This is a genomic window from Streptomyces akebiae (assembly GCF_019599145.1).
GTDB lineage: Bacteria > Actinomycetota > Actinomycetes > Streptomycetales > Streptomycetaceae > Streptomyces > Streptomyces akebiae.
The window spans coordinates 7,056,499-7,070,796 of record NZ_CP080647.1 but is presented as its reverse complement, the minus strand read 5'-3'; the positions used below and the strand labels follow the sequence as shown (position 1 = coordinate 7,070,796).

22 protein-coding genes are annotated in these 14,298 nt (G+C 68.1%); all 22 read right to left on the bottom strand.

What is annotated here, in order from left to right; all coding sequences use genetic code 11:
* Positions 1 to 35: 35 nt before the first annotated feature.
* A complete protein-coding gene (locus tag K1J60_RS30575; protein WP_220649026.1) occupies positions 36 to 902 on the bottom strand; it encodes a dihydrolipoyllysine-residue succinyltransferase component of 2-oxoglutarate dehydrogenase complex in 867 nt (288 codons plus the stop codon).
* A gap of 66 nt (positions 903 to 968) precedes the next feature.
* Complete coding sequence (locus K1J60_RS30570) at positions 969 to 1,157, bottom strand: DUF4314 domain-containing protein (protein WP_220649025.1); 189 nt, start codon at positions 1,155 to 1,157, stop codon at positions 969 to 971.
* Positions 1,158 to 1,424: 267 nt separating this feature from the next.
* Positions 1,425 to 2,483: an SAM-dependent methyltransferase gene (locus K1J60_RS30565; RefSeq protein WP_220649024.1), complete on the bottom strand. Its 1,059-nt coding sequence runs from the start codon at positions 2,481 to 2,483 to the stop codon at positions 1,425 to 1,427.
* A gap of 66 nt (positions 2,484 to 2,549) precedes the next feature.
* Complete coding sequence (locus K1J60_RS30560; RefSeq protein ID WP_220649023.1) at positions 2,550 to 3,149, bottom strand: hypothetical protein; 600 nt, start codon at positions 3,147 to 3,149, stop codon at positions 2,550 to 2,552.
* 17 nt (positions 3,150 to 3,166) lie between these two features.
* Entirely contained in the window at positions 3,167 to 3,451 is a 285-nt protein-coding gene (locus K1J60_RS30555; protein ID WP_220649022.1) for a hypothetical protein, read from the bottom strand.
* A 38-nt stretch (positions 3,452 to 3,489) separates the two neighbouring features.
* The gene (locus tag K1J60_RS30550; RefSeq protein ID WP_220649021.1) at positions 3,490 to 3,837 is read right to left on the bottom strand and encodes a hypothetical protein; all 348 of its coding nucleotides are present in this window, start codon (positions 3,835 to 3,837) and stop codon (positions 3,490 to 3,492) included.
* Positions 3,838 to 3,937: 100 nt separating this feature from the next.
* Positions 3,938 to 5,008 (bottom strand): PP2C family protein-serine/threonine phosphatase, encoded by a 1,071-nt coding sequence (locus K1J60_RS30545; RefSeq protein ID WP_220649020.1) that lies wholly within the window; start codon positions 5,006 to 5,008, stop codon positions 3,938 to 3,940.
* Positions 5,005 to 5,400, bottom strand: a complete 396-nt coding sequence (locus K1J60_RS30540; protein ID WP_220649019.1) for a hypothetical protein — start codon at positions 5,398 to 5,400, stop codon at positions 5,005 to 5,007. The genes K1J60_RS30545 and K1J60_RS30540 overlap by 4 nt, the downstream gene beginning before the upstream one ends.
* A gap of 81 nt (positions 5,401 to 5,481) precedes the next feature.
* Positions 5,482 to 5,784, bottom strand: coding sequence for a hypothetical protein (locus tag K1J60_RS30535; RefSeq protein ID WP_220649018.1), 303 nt, complete (start codon positions 5,782 to 5,784; stop codon positions 5,482 to 5,484).
* 115 nt (positions 5,785 to 5,899) lie between these two features.
* Positions 5,900 to 6,493 (bottom strand): hypothetical protein, encoded by a 594-nt coding sequence (locus tag K1J60_RS30530; RefSeq protein ID WP_220649017.1) that lies wholly within the window; start codon positions 6,491 to 6,493, stop codon positions 5,900 to 5,902.
* 86 nt (positions 6,494 to 6,579) lie between these two features.
* Positions 6,580 to 6,804, bottom strand: coding sequence for a hypothetical protein (locus K1J60_RS30525; RefSeq protein WP_220649016.1), 225 nt, complete (start codon positions 6,802 to 6,804; stop codon positions 6,580 to 6,582).
* Positions 6,801 to 7,148 (bottom strand): hypothetical protein, encoded by a 348-nt coding sequence (locus K1J60_RS30520; protein WP_220649015.1) that lies wholly within the window; start codon positions 7,146 to 7,148, stop codon positions 6,801 to 6,803. The genes K1J60_RS30525 and K1J60_RS30520 overlap by 4 nt, the downstream gene beginning before the upstream one ends.
* Entirely contained in the window at positions 7,145 to 7,849 is a 705-nt protein-coding gene (locus K1J60_RS30515) for a hypothetical protein (RefSeq protein WP_220649014.1), read from the bottom strand. Before K1J60_RS30515 ends, K1J60_RS30520 begins: the two co-directional genes overlap by 4 nt.
* A 19-nt stretch (positions 7,850 to 7,868) precedes the next feature.
* Positions 7,869 to 8,321: a hypothetical protein gene (locus tag K1J60_RS30510; RefSeq protein WP_220649013.1), complete on the bottom strand. Its 453-nt coding sequence runs from the start codon at positions 8,319 to 8,321 to the stop codon at positions 7,869 to 7,871.
* Complete coding sequence (locus K1J60_RS30505) at positions 8,318 to 9,823, bottom strand: DNA cytosine methyltransferase (protein WP_220649012.1); 1,506 nt, start codon at positions 9,821 to 9,823, stop codon at positions 8,318 to 8,320. The genes K1J60_RS30510 and K1J60_RS30505 overlap by 4 nt, the downstream gene beginning before the upstream one ends.
* 69 nt (positions 9,824 to 9,892) lie before the next feature.
* Entirely contained in the window at positions 9,893 to 10,375 is a 483-nt protein-coding gene (locus K1J60_RS30500; RefSeq protein ID WP_220649011.1) for a hypothetical protein, read from the bottom strand.
* Positions 10,376 to 10,433: 58 nt separating this feature from the next.
* Positions 10,434 to 10,589 carry a hypothetical protein gene (locus tag K1J60_RS30495; RefSeq protein WP_220649010.1) on the bottom strand — a complete coding sequence of 52 codons (156 nt, stop codon included), beginning with the start codon at positions 10,587 to 10,589 and terminating at the stop codon, positions 10,434 to 10,436.
* Entirely contained in the window at positions 10,586 to 10,804 is a 219-nt protein-coding gene (locus K1J60_RS30490) for a hypothetical protein (protein WP_220649009.1), read from the bottom strand. Before K1J60_RS30490 ends, K1J60_RS30495 begins: the two co-directional genes overlap by 4 nt.
* Complete coding sequence (locus tag K1J60_RS30485) at positions 10,804 to 11,454, bottom strand: hypothetical protein (protein ID WP_220649008.1); 651 nt, start codon at positions 11,452 to 11,454, stop codon at positions 10,804 to 10,806. The genes K1J60_RS30490 and K1J60_RS30485 overlap by 1 nt, the downstream gene beginning before the upstream one ends.
* 82 nt (positions 11,455 to 11,536) lie before the next feature.
* A complete protein-coding gene (locus K1J60_RS30480) occupies positions 11,537 to 11,986 on the bottom strand; it encodes a hypothetical protein (RefSeq protein WP_220649007.1) in 450 nt (149 codons plus the stop codon).
* A 104-nt stretch (positions 11,987 to 12,090) separates the two neighbouring features.
* Complete coding sequence (locus tag K1J60_RS30475) at positions 12,091 to 13,071, bottom strand: helix-turn-helix domain-containing protein (RefSeq protein WP_220649006.1); 981 nt, start codon at positions 13,069 to 13,071, stop codon at positions 12,091 to 12,093.
* Positions 13,072 to 13,161: 90 nt separating this feature from the next.
* A complete protein-coding gene (locus K1J60_RS30470) occupies positions 13,162 to 14,289 on the bottom strand; it encodes a PD-(D/E)XK nuclease family protein (RefSeq protein WP_220649005.1) in 1,128 nt (375 codons plus the stop codon).
* Positions 14,290 to 14,298 lie beyond the last annotated feature (9 nt).

Below are 14,298 nucleotides of genomic sequence, written 5' to 3'. Positions count from 1 at the left end.
GCCCGGGCCGCGCTCCCTGGTCGAGTCGTACGTGGTCAGGTGGAGCTGGCCTTCGGGCGGCGCTTGGAGGTGCGGTTGCGGGGGCGCCGTTTCGTGCTGGGGCTGGTCTCGGCTGCCGGTTGAGCATCCGCTTCGCTGCCACTCTCGCCGGAGGGCCTCGGCGCCGAGGCGGAGTCGCTTTCGGGCTCGGAACTCGGAGGCTGCGCAGCCTCCGGGTCGGGTTCCTCGACGGATGACGGGCCTTCCTCCTGGACCTCGTCAGCTGCGGGGGTGTCGGCCTGCTGGTCGCCGTCGGGCGCAGGGGTTGGATCAGGCTCGATCGCCGGGTCATTGTCGACGACGGGGCCAGATTCGGTGTCGGTCGTGGGCTCGGCGTCTTCACCGACGTCGGGTGGTGTCGTGTGGGCTTCGGGGCCGCAGTCGCGGAGCGAGGTGCCCGTGGCCGGCGGGGCCTCTTCCATCACTTGCGAGAGTGCTTTGTCGAACAGGTCTTTCCAGGGTCGGTGGCCGACGTAGCGGGGTTTGTAGTCGAAGGCGGGGAGGAGGTCGTCTTCGAGGGTGCGCCGGATGATGAGCTCCGGATCTTCGTCGGCTTCCGTGACGAGGGTGGTCGCCTTGTTGTAGCGGTGCCCTTCGGCCAGGCGCGCGGTGAGTTGCGTTTCGCGGAGGGCGTGGTCGGCCAGGGTGGCGTCGTCGGGGAGCGGGGGTGCGGCGCTGCCGGTGATCCAGAGTTGGACGGTGGTTCCGCCGAAGATGGGGCGGAAGCTGATGCCTCGCCCGTCGCTGTAGACGAGGTGCGCTGCGCCGTCGGCGGGCGCCGTGGCGTCGATCGCCCAGTCTCCGCCGAGGCTTTGGGCGAGGTTGGCCGCGGCTTCTCGGACTGCGGCGTCGGTGATGAGCATGTGTCGTTCTCCAAGAGGTCTGCGGGTGAAGCGGGGCCCGCCCCTGCCTGGGCGGGCCAGGTGTGGCTACGCGGGGCGTACTTCGTCGCCGTCGTCGAGGAGCATCGAGAGGGTGGAGCCGCTGTCCCAGTTCACGGAGAGGATGGAGAGGTTGGCGTCGAACCGATGGACGGTGCCTTCGTCGTCGGGCTTGAGTTCGGTGTGCGGGTCGGTGGTGTGTACGAGGGCGACGCGGTCGCCCTTCTTGTAGGTCATGTGCGCTCCAGTCGTGATGTGTTGTGGAAGTCGTGGTGGGCCGACTGCTAGGCGTCGTGGTCGCACGCTTCGGTGGGGCAGGCTCCGCAGTCGAAGCAGTGGTCACAGGCGCATGCCTCGCAGCCCGGTTTCCGGCACCAGACGTCGTGGCTGCGGCAGTACGGGAATGTGAACGGTGGCTCTTCCATGACTCCCCCCTCCCCTTGTGGTTCTATTCTATATGCATTCAGGGGGGAATTCAAGATCGAATAAGACAATTTCCGCAGGTCAGGCCGCTACATCGCGTATCAGGGCTTCGGCCTTCTGGATGGCCGCGAGGAAGACGGCCTGCGAGTGCAGTCGATCACGGCGTTCCAGGGACTCCAGTGCCTCTCGGGCGGCCCTGGCGTACACGTTGCCTTCGTGCAGGGTGTCGCCGCACCCGATGAGCACGTGCGGGCCGAGGTCCCAGAGGATCGCGTTGACGGCGGCGCCCGCCGCCGCGAGGGGGTCGATGTCCGTCAGCGACCATCCGAACTGGTGCGGGTCGATGCCGCGTTCGCGCATGACCTGTACGGCGGCGCGGTACATGCCGCCGGTGCCGCCCGCGGGCTCGTCAAACTTCATGCCGGGCTCAAGCGGCATGTCGTCGAGCAGCATCCTGGCCATCAGATAGGCGACGTCCGGCGGCGTGTGTATCTCCGCGAGTGCGTCGTGAGCACCCTCGGAGCGCATGACGGCAAGGAGGGTTCCGATCACGTCGGTGGTGGAGCGGAGATCGGGGTCGTCGCTGGTGGTCAGATGCAGGAGTCCGTTGGTGATCGCGGCCTCGACGACGGCTCGTACGGCGGCGGCTCGCCGAGCATCGGGCTCCTCGTCGTCGACCCACTTGTGGAGGGGCGTGGCCCGGTCTATGAGGTCGGGGCGCATGATCCACATGCGGGCCCAGCACTCACGGAAGGCCGCCAGCAGCTCGGCATCGTCGAGGCTGAGCCACCAGTCGGCGGCGAGGTACGCGTCCGGGCCACGCAAGGGCCACAGGGCGAGCGCGGCAACCGTACCGATGGGGATTTCGATGCTGCTCCCCCCATGCGCGTGGTGCCAAGCCGAGCTGACGGCCTCCGCCAGGTCGAAGGCGTGGGCGTGCGGGTTCCTCTGTGACGGGCGGTAGTGGCCCAGCGTGCGCTTGACCGCGGCGAGCGCGGGGCGGGGCTGGGTGGCGATCGTGACGGGTTGGGGCGCCGGCGGCAGATCGGTGAGAAATCTGCGGGGCGGTGCCGCGGGGGCGGCTGGGGCGGGCTGCTCTTCGGGCTCGCCGGCGTCGGCGAACAGGTCGAGTTGGCTCATGCGGTCTCCTGGATTCGGTTCGATCGAGGCATCCCGTGGCGGCCCTCAGGCCGCCACGGGGGTAGGTCAGCGCGCTGCGCGCTGCATGCGCCGGAGCGTGGCGGCGGCCTCTTCCGTGCGCCCTGTCGCCGAGTGCGCGGCGTGCCGCAACAGCTCGGTCAGTTCCTCGGTGGTGACCTGGGCGAGCAGATCCGTGAGGCTCAGGCGCCATTGATCAGCGAGGCGGTAGGGGTACCCAAGCGCCAGGGTGAGCACGACGCCGGAGACGAGCTGGTCCGTGCATTCATCACAGAGGCCGAGCTGACGACCGATCCGGTGGATAGCGCCGGCGTCGGCGAGGAGAGCCGTCTTCGGTATGGCCTCGTGGGCAAGCCTGGCTGCTTCCTGCTCCCGCTGTACGAACGCCTCCCAGTTCAGACGGGCGTCAGCTTCTCGGCCCTCGGCCTTGAGGGCGGCACTCGCGAGGGTGGCCTCGAAGCGGGGGGTCGAGAGGGACCGCAGGACGTACTGATCGGGCGTGAGTCCGACGTAAGCCACGGCGGGGTTGCAGGATTCACCGCTGAAGTGGTGAAGGGTGACCAGTAGCGCGGCCTCGACCGTGGTGGGGCGCAGGCTCAAGCGGCGCACGACGCTCGCGCACAGGTCCTTCAACATGTCGGGGTTCATGTCATTCTCCAATGGGGTTAGTTGAGCCGCCGGTTGGCGGCGATGTACGCCTCTGCGGTGGCATGGCGTGCCGGATTGGTGACGAGTTCCTCGGCCCAGATCCGGCCGGCGATCTCTGCGGCGGCGTCTCGGTCGGGCGCGGCGATGACATAGGCGAGCTGGCCGGATGCCTCCAGTTCGGCGCACCGCTTGTCGTGGGCGGCGTCGTCGCTGGGAGGGGGCTCGACAGCGGTGATCGTCATCTCTACGGGGGTCGGTTCGTGATAGATGACCCACCACTGCGGGTCGGGTGGACTGGTCACGGTTCTCCTTCGGGGTACTGCACGGCCCAACAGGCGTGTCATGACTGGGGGTTCGGGGAGGGGTAGCGCGCGTGGACTTCCGCCATGACCCCGGCGATGTAGTCCATGAGGGTTCGGATCTGCTTCCTGTCGCCGCCCAGGAACAGGGCCAGGTCGAAGACCTCGGAGGCGGCGGTGTAGTCGAGGAGCTGCCGGTACTGCTCGACGGTGAGGGTGATCAGCTCCTCCGGACGCAGCGCCCAGGCGGCGACGGCGGCGTTTTCGGCGAGGCGCAGGGCAGCGCGCAGCGTCTCGTCGTCCGGCGAGCGGGTCATGAGGATCAGGAACATGGCGCCGAAGTGGTGTTCGGGCGTGTTGAGCGTCGGTATCGAGGGGCGGGCGGACATGGGTGCCTCCGGTTGGGGATGCGAACCGCCCCCGAATGCTTCTTTTCTATATGCATTCCGGGTGGGGGGCGGCCACTTCTCGGACAGATAAGGGGGAGGGTCAGGCCTGAGCGATGTCCACGACGAGCGCGGTGGCGTTGTCGGACGACTCGTCCGCGCTGGCGGTTATCGCGTCGTCGACGACCAGGGCGGCGGCGTCCTTCGCGTCGTCGGCGAGGTCGAGGATTCCGCCGACGTCCTGACCTCGTTCTTCGAGCGGCGCGTACGCGCCGTCGGTGCACAACAGCAGTCGGCGTGTGTGACCTCTCTCGGTGGTGGCCGTGCCGATGTCGCCGTTCATCAGGCACGAGGTGATGAAGTTCCGGTCGTACGGCCCGGGGGTGCGCCCTCGCCTGCGCAGGTCCTGGGCGTAGTTGTGATCGTGGGTGAGGAGCTGGGATATGCCGATCGGGGCCAGTCGGTAGGCCCGCGCGTCGCCGCACCAGGCGACGTGGATGAGGGGCGACCGGTGGTCGGCCACGGCCACGACGGCGACGGCGCTCGGGTCGGTGCGGGGGTCGAATTCCCACCGCAGTTCGTTGCGGGCCTGCACTCGCGCCGCCGCGAGGGCGCGGAGGGGGCTGCCGTGCTGGGCGGCCTCCCGGGCGATGAGGGGGGCGAACCTTCGGGCGAAGTGGCGGACTTGGGGCCCATCACCGATTCCATCGAGGACGGCGAAGGCCCACCGGCCGGTGTTCTTGCTCCGTTTGATCGCGTAAGCGTCGCACTGGTAGTTCCGGCCGCCGCGGTGCTGGACCGCGCTCACCTTGAAGCCGACGGTCGTCGCCCCGGAGAGCAGACCCGCTGCACGCTGGATTGCCTCGGCAGTGAATTTGGGCAGGGGCGTGAGGTCGCCGGCATGGTTGGTCGCGCCGGTAATCACGACGGGACCTCGCAGGAGGGGCGGTTGGCTTCCCCCGGTGATGCTCATCCACGCCTGCCGGGCGACGTTGTTCACCGACTCGGCGCCGCGTCCGGCGTGGACGACCGCCCGGCGGCCGAGTTGGTGTGCACGAGGGTCTTCGACGTAGAAGCCGATGCAGCGGAGTTGGTTGGCGTGGCGCGAGTCGAGCAGCAGTTCTTCGACTTCGCCGGTCGGGGACACGAGCAGGGCAGGTGTCGTGGCGATCACTGGAGGGGTCCAATCGTGCGCGGGGGAAGGCCCCGGGGGTTGGCGGGAAGAGGGACGGCGACGTCACGCGGGTCGGCCAGCGGGTGGACGTAGTAGTAGCCGGGCGGGTGCGTGCGCAGGTCCGCGAGCCGCGCGAGTAGGCACAGATCAGCGGTGAGCTTGCCCCAGATCGGGTCCGGCGGCTTTTGCAGGTCGAACCGGAGGAGGAGTCGTCCGTCATCGCCATGCAGACGCCACAAGGCATAGCCGGGGTCGTTGCGGGTGGCGATGAGAGTCCTGATGCGAGGCTCGATCGCTACCGCCGCCACGGCCATGCGTCTCAGCACGGCGAGAGCGAGGGTGCGGGTGGCCTCACACACCCGCCGGTCCGCGAGCGGGCAGGGGTCTTGCACTTCACGTGCCTCCTTGGCATAAGGCCGCCCGGCGGCCGGGATGCGGTGGTCACCAGTCGCCGGGCGGAGTCGTTGACGGCGTCAGCCGACGGGGATGGGACGGTTCTGCAGATCCAGGAAGATGCAGGTGGCTGCGGCGGTGGGCATGTAGGCGGCCACAATTTGACCGTCCTCGTCCCAGGTGAGGAGTTGGACCAGGACGTCGAGCAGCGGCTCGGGGAGCATCTGCCGCCAGTTGTCGTAGTCGGTGCCGGGGAACCACTCCTTGCAGGTCCGCTGGAGGGACTCCGCGATGGCCTCGGCCAAACGGTCCGCCTGGGCGGGGCTGATCTGCTCGACGCTCAGGCGCTGGCGGATGCCCTCGGGACTGAAGGGGTCTGTCACGGTCTCTCCTGACGGTTCAAGAAGGGGGCCGCTCCCCCTTCTTTCTGGTTCTATTCTATATGCATTCGAGAGGGGGGCAAGATTTTCGGCGGATTTTCTTGATCACCGGAGGACTTTATTTCCCCAGGTCAGCAGCCATCTCCGCAGGCGTGAGGTCGCGTATGTGGAGGACGAGCCGCGCTCCTGCGACCACGTGCCCCATGCGCATGTCCGGGCCGACGACGCGCGTGTGGTCGTCGTCGGCCAGGACGCCTTGGTCCACCAGCCCGTCGACGCACGCCTTGAAGCTGGGGTACCAGTTGGCGGGGTCTCTCCTCTGTCTGTCCTCGGGATGCAGGACGCCGATGATGTGGACCCGTTCCAGGGGCGGCACCGCACGCGAGGCGGCCCAGGCCGCGCGCCTCAGCACCCTGGTGATCTCCGCGCGCTTGTGGTGGTGGAGCCGCTGGTTGGCGTTCAGGAGCGTCAGGCGGGGCGGCAGTGCGACCCTGAACTGGCGACCGGGCATTCCCTCGAACCAGTCCGGTTCCTCCTCGCCCGGAACGCCGACCGGGGGCACTGCTGTGGGCGGCGCCGACTCTGTTACGTCGGGGGCGTATCCGCTCCGGCGCGGCACGCCGGCGGTGGTGAAGGCCGACGCGTGCAAGGCGGAGATCAGCATGAGGCGGCGTCTGCGGCCAGTAGCGGCGTCCGCGACCAGGGCGCGCATGTCCCCCGGCTTGTACTGCTCAATCCGTATGCGGATGCTGTCCCGCGGGTCGCAGGCAACGAAGATCCGTCCGGGCCTGATATGGGTCACCCGCGCCCCCGGTCGACGAGATCCGACAGGACCTTCGCCGCCACCGCCGCCGGCCACGCGACGATGACCACCGCGAGGTACAAGGCAACGGCGCCGGGCCGCAGTTGGCAGAGCAGCCGCAGGATCGGGTCGTGGGCCAGCAGCCTCCGGAAGGCGTCCGCCAGCATCACGGCTCCCGCTGCCCACGTGAGCAGCACAAGAAGGGCGAGCACGCTGGTCACGACTCCACCTTTCTGGCGTCGACGTGAACCCAGACGGTGCGAAGGACGCGGGCTCGGGCCAGGCGCAGGGCGAGGGAAGCGGCACGACCGTTCCGGTGCGCGGCGAAGCCCGCGCAGATGGCGGGGGCATCGGTGCCGAGTGTGGCGTGGCAGACGATGTGCCCCTCCTGGGCGATGGCGTTGGCGACCATCTCTGCCACGCGCCCCTCTTCCAAACGCATCAGGTTGCCCGGCCGGAAGATGCACGTGCCGCATCGCCCCGCGCAGATCCGGACGCTCCATGTCGCCGGGTCGGCAACGTCGTGGCGCAGTCCGTCGGGCGAGTAGGTGGCAGAGCTGGTCATCGATCGGCCCCCGGAGTGGCGGCGCGCACTGCCTCACCGGTCGCTGCGAGCAGCATCTCCAGGCAGTGAGAGAACAGTTCGGGGTCTGGCGCGGTGAAAGCGGCCCCGTAGAGGGCGAGCGTGGTCGCGGTGTCCCCGTTGGCGAACGCGGTGATGAAGCGTGCTGCGAAGAGGTGTGGTTGCGGGAGGAAGTCCTCGGGACGGCTGCCGTCGGTAGTCAGAATGATCCAGGACGCCGTGTCGGCATCGAGTCCCTGCATCTTCGCCAAGGCTGCCTTCGCCATAACTGCGAGTCCCGTCGCGACGCCGTACATCAGCGCGGGTGTCCCGTTCCGTGCGAGGTCGGCCAGGACTTCCCGGGCCTGGTCGTGGCGTCCCTCCGTCCAGTGGGAGACCGCCTCGACGAGGCGCTCGGCGACCAGCGGTGGCGTCTCTGGGGTGTCCCCGTTCGTCTGCATGACCGATACGGACCAGGTTCCGGGCTGGCTCGGGACTTCTCTCCATCCGTTCACCGTGTCCGGGGTTCGGGCGTCGGGTCGGATCATGTAGCCGTGCTCGATCAGACGGTGTCCGGCGCTGGCCGGGCGGAAGCTGTCCCAGTCGAAGATGAGGTCCACTAGATCGTCGTCGTGGTCCTCGGCCAGAACTCGAATCCGGTAGCCGTCCGGCGTGCCGGTGCATATAGCAGTCAGGTGCTTCACTGCGATTCCTCTCGGTTGGTCAGGGAACGTCGGGGAGTTCGAGCTGCTGCGCGGCCTGCTCCTCCGCGTCCAGTGGGTTCGGTCCGGGGCGGTGGTAGGGCAGGCACCGGGGGCACTGCTGCTCCACGGCCCGGCGGTGAGCGCGCGATCCGGCGGCTGTGCCGCAGGATTTGCGGATGACCGGGACTGGCAGCTCGGCGGGGTCGGCGTCCGGCAGCTCGTGGATGATCACGCCGTTGAGCCAGATCCGGCCGCCGCAGATTCCGGTGAACAGGCTCTTGGCTGGGACGACTTGCCGGATGCAGGCGGCCCGGTAGGGGCAGCCGCCGCAGACGTAGAGGACGGGTTCGCAGATGGCGACCAGTTCGATGCCGTTCTTCCATCTGTCGTCGGCAACGGCGAAGTCCTCGTCGCCGAAGCACGGGGCGTGGGAGGTGACGTGGGTGCCGATCTGGGTTCGTGATCCGGTCACAGGACGGGCTCCAATCGCTGGCCTATCCACCGGGCGACGTTGACCGAGACCGCGTTGCCTGCCTGCGCGGTCTGCTCGGCCTGGTTGCCGTAGACGACGTACTTCTTGGGGAACCGCTGCCCTTCGAGCTGTTCGCGGGGCTTGAGCATCCGGAAGTAGCAGTCGTTGATGTCCGGGGCGTTTTGCACCAGAGCGGCTGAGTCGCGAGTGGAGAGGGTGTGGACGGGTTCGGCGGCCGTCTTCACCGCGGCCTTGCGGTACGGCACGACGAGGGTGTTCCGCGCGCGGTCGGGCACTGTGCCGGCGTGCGTGACAAGGCCGTGGTGGTTGCCCTGGGCGGTGACGACGCTGAGCGGGTCGCTCGCGGGGCTGGCGGTGGCGTGGTTGCGGTACTCGATGATGAACGGGTCCATCGTCAGCAGGGCTTCGCTCTCGCGGGTGGTGCGAGTACGCATCGGCACGTCGAGGGGGACGGCGTCGGTGTTCCACGAGCCGCCGGTCGGCACCAGAAGCGCATCGCCCTGCTTCACCGTCCGGACGGACATCGGCCGGTCCTCGACGGCGTACGCCCTGTCCCCGCCGTCCTTGCCGTGAGTGAGCGAGATCGAGTACGGGCGCCAGGGGAACTTGCGGCGGCCTGCGCGGATACGGTCCATGGTGGTATCGGCGAGCGGCTTCTTGCGGTCGCCGATCCGCTTCCCGAGGTCGCTGAAGTCGATGACGTCGCTGGCCGGGCGAACGTACGGCTCGACCATGGCGTGGCGGCAACGGGTGTTGGGGCAACGGTAGATGTAGTCGCGCCGGTACTTCCCGATGCGCAGGCCATCGGTCTTGGTCCACGACTGGACGGCGTGCACGTCCTCACCGCAGTCGACGCAGGGAGCGAGCGGCCTAGGCTCCAGGTCGGGCTTGCGCATGGCCTTGAGGGTGAAGACCACGTACATCCGATCACGCCACTGCGGAGCGCGCAGGTTGACCTCGTCACCGACGTGGGCGCTGCTGACGCACACGATCTGGTACTGGTACCCGAGCAATTCCATGGCTTGGAGCCAGGTCGCGAACAGGATCCAGTCCAGGCCGAATTCGACGACGTTCTCGACGACGATGGCCTTGAACCGCTTCGCTTCAGCGGCTCGCACCACGCACCAGGCGGTTACCCGGGTTGCCTCGAAGGCGTCCTTGGTCAGGGACTCCCACTCATCGCGTTCCTCTTCGAGCAGGTCGAGGAGATCAAGTTGGTTGGATTCTCGGGTCCTGCCGCCCGCGGGGCTGATCTCGGTGCAGATGACGGATGCCCACAGGGCGTCAGCCTTGGGCAGCATGCGCATGGGGAAGCCGTCGCTGAGCGTCATGACGGCGTGCTCACAGTTGGGATGGTTGGCGGCGTGCGTTTCGATCGCCAGCCGCCAGTGGTTGATGCCGAGCAACAGCTCGTGCCCGGCTTCGACAAGTCCAGTGCTGCTGCCGCCCGCGCCACACAAAAGGTCAATCCAGGTGGCCATGTGGGTAGTTGCTCTCCAAGAGGTCCTGCGTGCCCGGCCCCGTATTGCGGGGCCGGGCAACGGCCGAGATCAGTAAGTGCGGAGGCCGCCGTGAGCCTGCGCGTGGCGCAGGAAGGCGATCCAGCTCGGCCATGTCGGGTCACCCACGGGCATCTCGGCGATGGCCACGCCCGGGTGGGCGTCATAGGTGGTGAGGGCGGCGGTGATCTCGGCGACCGTCACGAGGAAGCCGTCGTTCGAGTCGATCTTGTACCTGGGTATGCCGGTCGGCACTGTCTCGGAGGCGTCCTTGACGGCCTGGTAAGCGGTCCGAAATTCGGCGACGCGGTTCGTCGTGCTCGCGTCGTACTTGGTGCCGGGCCGGAGGTCCACGCCCGCCAGCCCGTAGGCGGACAGCTCCGGGTATGGCGGGACGGGCAGCTCGACGAGCATCCCGAAGTTCTTCATCGCGTCGAGGGTGCGCGGCAGCGCGGTGAAGGCGAACCGGAAGTAGGTCCCGCTTCCTTCGGCTCTCTTGCCGTCATAGGTCTGGATGTAGACGTCGTTTCCCACGGGGTGTTCTCCAAGAGGTCTGCGGCTACCCGGCCCGGAGTCGGGCCGGGCAGCGCGATCAGCGGTGGGCGGCGTGGCGGCGGTGGACTTCGCCGTACGTCGTGGGGCGCGGGGCCCAGCTCCGGGCCTCCCAGCGGCGCTCTTCGATGACGATCACGGCGAGGCCGGCACCAACACCGAGGGCGAGCACGAGCAGCGCGTACAGCACGGTCACCGCGCCACCACCTCGTAGCGAGCCGGGCAGGGCTGAAGGAGCTGCATGCACGCCACGAACACCCCGTGGGCGTCGTTGGTCGCGAGTCCGTTGTCCAATGCGGCCTGGGCGCGGGCTCGTTCGGCCTCGTCCTGCGGATGGGCGATGACGCAAGCGCAGCGGCGCTTGCCGGTCTCCTCCGCCGGATTCGGCGGGACCGCTTCGGTGCCCGCCATCAGACGATCGCCTGCCCGGCGGACGCGAGGTAGATGGTGGCGACCTCGTCGTTCAGCTCCCACACGGTGAGCGGCCAGTCCGTGCCGCCTTGCGCGTGGACGCACGTCCAGCCCTTCTCCGCCATGGCGCGCACGGCGTTGCCGTACTCCTTGATGGCCGCGTCGTTGTCAGCGAGGGGGCCATGGAGCAGCTTGGACAGCGGCTGGCGTTGCGCTGTCACGCCCTGAAACCTGACGGAGATCAGGTCGATGACGCGTGGCGCGAGGCCCCGTTCGGTGACGAAGGCCGTGATGGCCTGGATCAGCGGGACGGCGTTGTTGCCGTGTTCCGACTGCTCTCCGCTGTCGGTGGAGTCGTAGAAAACCTCGTCGATGTTCGGGTTGTCGTCGTGGAGGCGCTTGACCTGGAAGCCCTCAAGCGCGGCGGGGTCCATGGGCAGGTCCTCGACCGAGGAGATCCACAGATACGAGCCGTCGGTGAGCTCGGCGGTGATGGCGAACATGTTCCCGGACTCGACGTTGGTCACGAGCGGGATGCGGCGCAGCGCGGTGATGACCGGCTCGTACGCGCTCCACAGGGCCAGCCACAGCGGGTCGTCGGTGTTGTTGTGCACGGGCATCGGGGCCAGCGGCGCCAGTTCGTTGCTCACAGTTCCTTCTCCAAGAGGTCGCGTGTCAGCCAACAGTACAGAGTTGGGATCTATCTCAGGCCAAAATTGATGCTGGACGCGCTCACCACAGGCGGGCGACGAACACCAGCCGGGGCGCCGTACGCCGCCCCTCTCGCACCTGCCGGGCTCGCGCGGTCAGGGCCTCCAGCTCATCGACGCGATGACTGGCGACGTCGGCGATGTCCTGCGCCTGGTGGGCGAGTTCGCGGGCCTGCATGAGCGCCCTGTGGTTGTCGCGGTGGTCGAGGTGGATCTCGGCGCCGCCGATGTCATCGAGGAGTTCACCGACGATCTCGTCCCGCACCGGCATGGCGCGCCCGAGCCCGCCGAGGTGGCGCTCGCAGTCGACCAGATCCTTCAGGTCGGCGATCTGAATGAGCATGTCGCCGACACCCTCAGGGTCTTGGCGGTAGAGGTCAGCAAGGTTGTGGATCTGCTCGCGGGCGGCAGCGCCATTGTCGAGCACGATCGCGCCCTTATGGCAGTGGCGAAGAGTGGGCAGGTAGTCCATGTCGTCCTCCCGATAAAGAGGGGGCCCGTCCCCCTCTTTCTGGTTCTATTCTATATGCATTGCCAGGGATGTCCATATTCCTGGTGAAATTTTCTTTCGGGGGCCTAAGTTTTTCGCTGGCTGTCGCCTTTCCGTGCTCGTACGGCCTCGCGCGCAGCTCTGCGCGCCTCTTCGGTCGCCTCCGGGTGCTCCTCGACCCTGCGGCGGCGCCTGGCGGCGTCCTCGTGCCACTCATCCCAGAAGCGCCCGTGCTCCCGGTGTTCCTCCTCCTTGGCCTCCTCCTGCTCCCTCCGGCGCCCTGCGCGCGGGTTGGTGCCGCACCCACGGCAGGAGGCAGCGGGGCGTCCCCGGTGCTTCGTGCAGCCCCTAGGCGGCTCCCCGCGCTCCGGGGCGGAGTCGTCTGGCGAAGCGGACGCGGACTCCCCTGCGGCGTCAGCCGTGGGGGTAGGGGGGGAAGGAAGGACAGAGGAAGAACCAGGAAAGGAAGGGGTTCCATCGCTGGAACCCAGTGGGTTCCCCCCGTGAAACTCACCGGGTTCCACCGGTGGAACCCGGCTGTCCTGCCCATCTGGGTTCCTCCCGTGGAACCCTGCCTCCTCGCCTGGGTTCCCCGCGTGGAACACAGCCTCGACCTGCGACGATTCGGTCTTCTCTCGGCGAGCGGCCTCGCGGTCATCGACGTCCTGATAGGTCATCGCAGGCTTTGCGGGGGCCGACCGCGTGACTCCGGGGCGGGCTTTGTTGGGGTTCTTCGGAGCAGCCTTGCGGGCCTCCAGGCGCTCCTTGAGCTCCGGCGTGGTCGGCGTGGGCGGCACCCCGAGGGGGAAGATCCGGTAGACCGCCGAGCGTCCCGCCTTGCCGACCTCCACGCGCTCGACAAGCCCTTTGGCTATCAGCTCCGTGACGATGGTGATGGCGCGTTTGTCGGTCACGCCGATCCAGGCCGCGAGGCGGGTGAGGCCGGGGCGTGCGAGTCGCGTCTCGTCGTCGGCGCTGTCCGCGATCTTCATGAGGGCGAGTTTCTGGCTCTGGCTGAGCACGTCGGGCGGCAAGTAGGCCGCAGCGATCATCAGTTGGATGGACACGGTTCCCCTTGGGCGGTACAGGCACGGCGGCAGGACGGGGTGCCCCGCCCGGTCGCTCCCGGGCGGGGCTGAGACTCCATCGGAGTCGGGTCAGGCCGGCGCGATGTTGATGACCGCAGGCGTCTTCCTGCCGGTCTTCCGCCGGGGGATCGCCAATCCTGCGTCCTTGAGGTTCTTGACCATGCGGTTGACGTCCGGCGTCATCGGGACTGGGATTCCGGCGACCTCATGCAGGTCGACCATCGCCTCCACGTCGTCCTTCTCCTCGTCGTTGCCTCCGCGCCAGGACAGCTTGTTGGGGCCGTAGATCCCCTCCGGGGACTGGTCGAGCTTCTTCCGTGCGAACTTCTTGACCCTGTCGCCTTCGCTGGCGAGCTCGTGTCCCTTCACGTAGTCGATAAGCGCCTGTTCGCGGTCGGCGTCGTTGCGGATAAGCGCGGTCTGCTCGGGCACGCCCGGAGCTGTCCCGGGCCAGCACAGGGAGCGGAACGGGCAGTAGTCGCAGATGGCGTCCAGACCGGGGCCGTTGAAGTCGCGGGGCATCTCTTGGGGGTTGCCGGTCTCGCGCACACGTTCCACCCACCACTGGGCCTCCGCCGCGCGCTGCGGGTCGAAGTCGATCTCCTGGACGTGCTCCGCGCCGGAGTCCCGGTTGATGAACCGGAAGCGAATACGACCGATGTCCAGTGGTCCCAGGCGGGACAGGTACCGCTGGCCGGGAACGTCCTCGAACCCGACCTCGAACAACGCGCCCGCGTACAGATGGACCTGCCGCAGCTCGGCGGCCGTGGCACCGTAGCGAAGAACGCGGTCCCACAGGTACGTGGACTTGGTCTTCACGTCCTCCACGGTGAGAACGTCGGCGGGTATCGCTGGCCGGTGACGAGCGGGCAGGCGAGCGGCGGTCGCCGCGTCGAGCTGCACAACGTCGACATGTCCTCGGATCAGGTTGTCCTGGACACTGCGTTCCACCAGCCATCCGTACTCTGTGCGCGCGGACTCAAGCAGCCCGTGGTGAATGAACGTTCCGAGGATCGCCGCTCGCTTGTCGGGGTGATCGGTCGGTGTGGTGCCGTGCAGGATGTAGGCGGCGCGTCGGCCGCACACGGTGTCGGACGCGCCGAGCTGTCTCTGACGAGAACGGGGACGACGGGCGTCCACGTCGTGTGCGGCATCCCAGATGGAAGGTGCGATGCCGTCAACTGTGGCTACGGACATGGGGAGCTC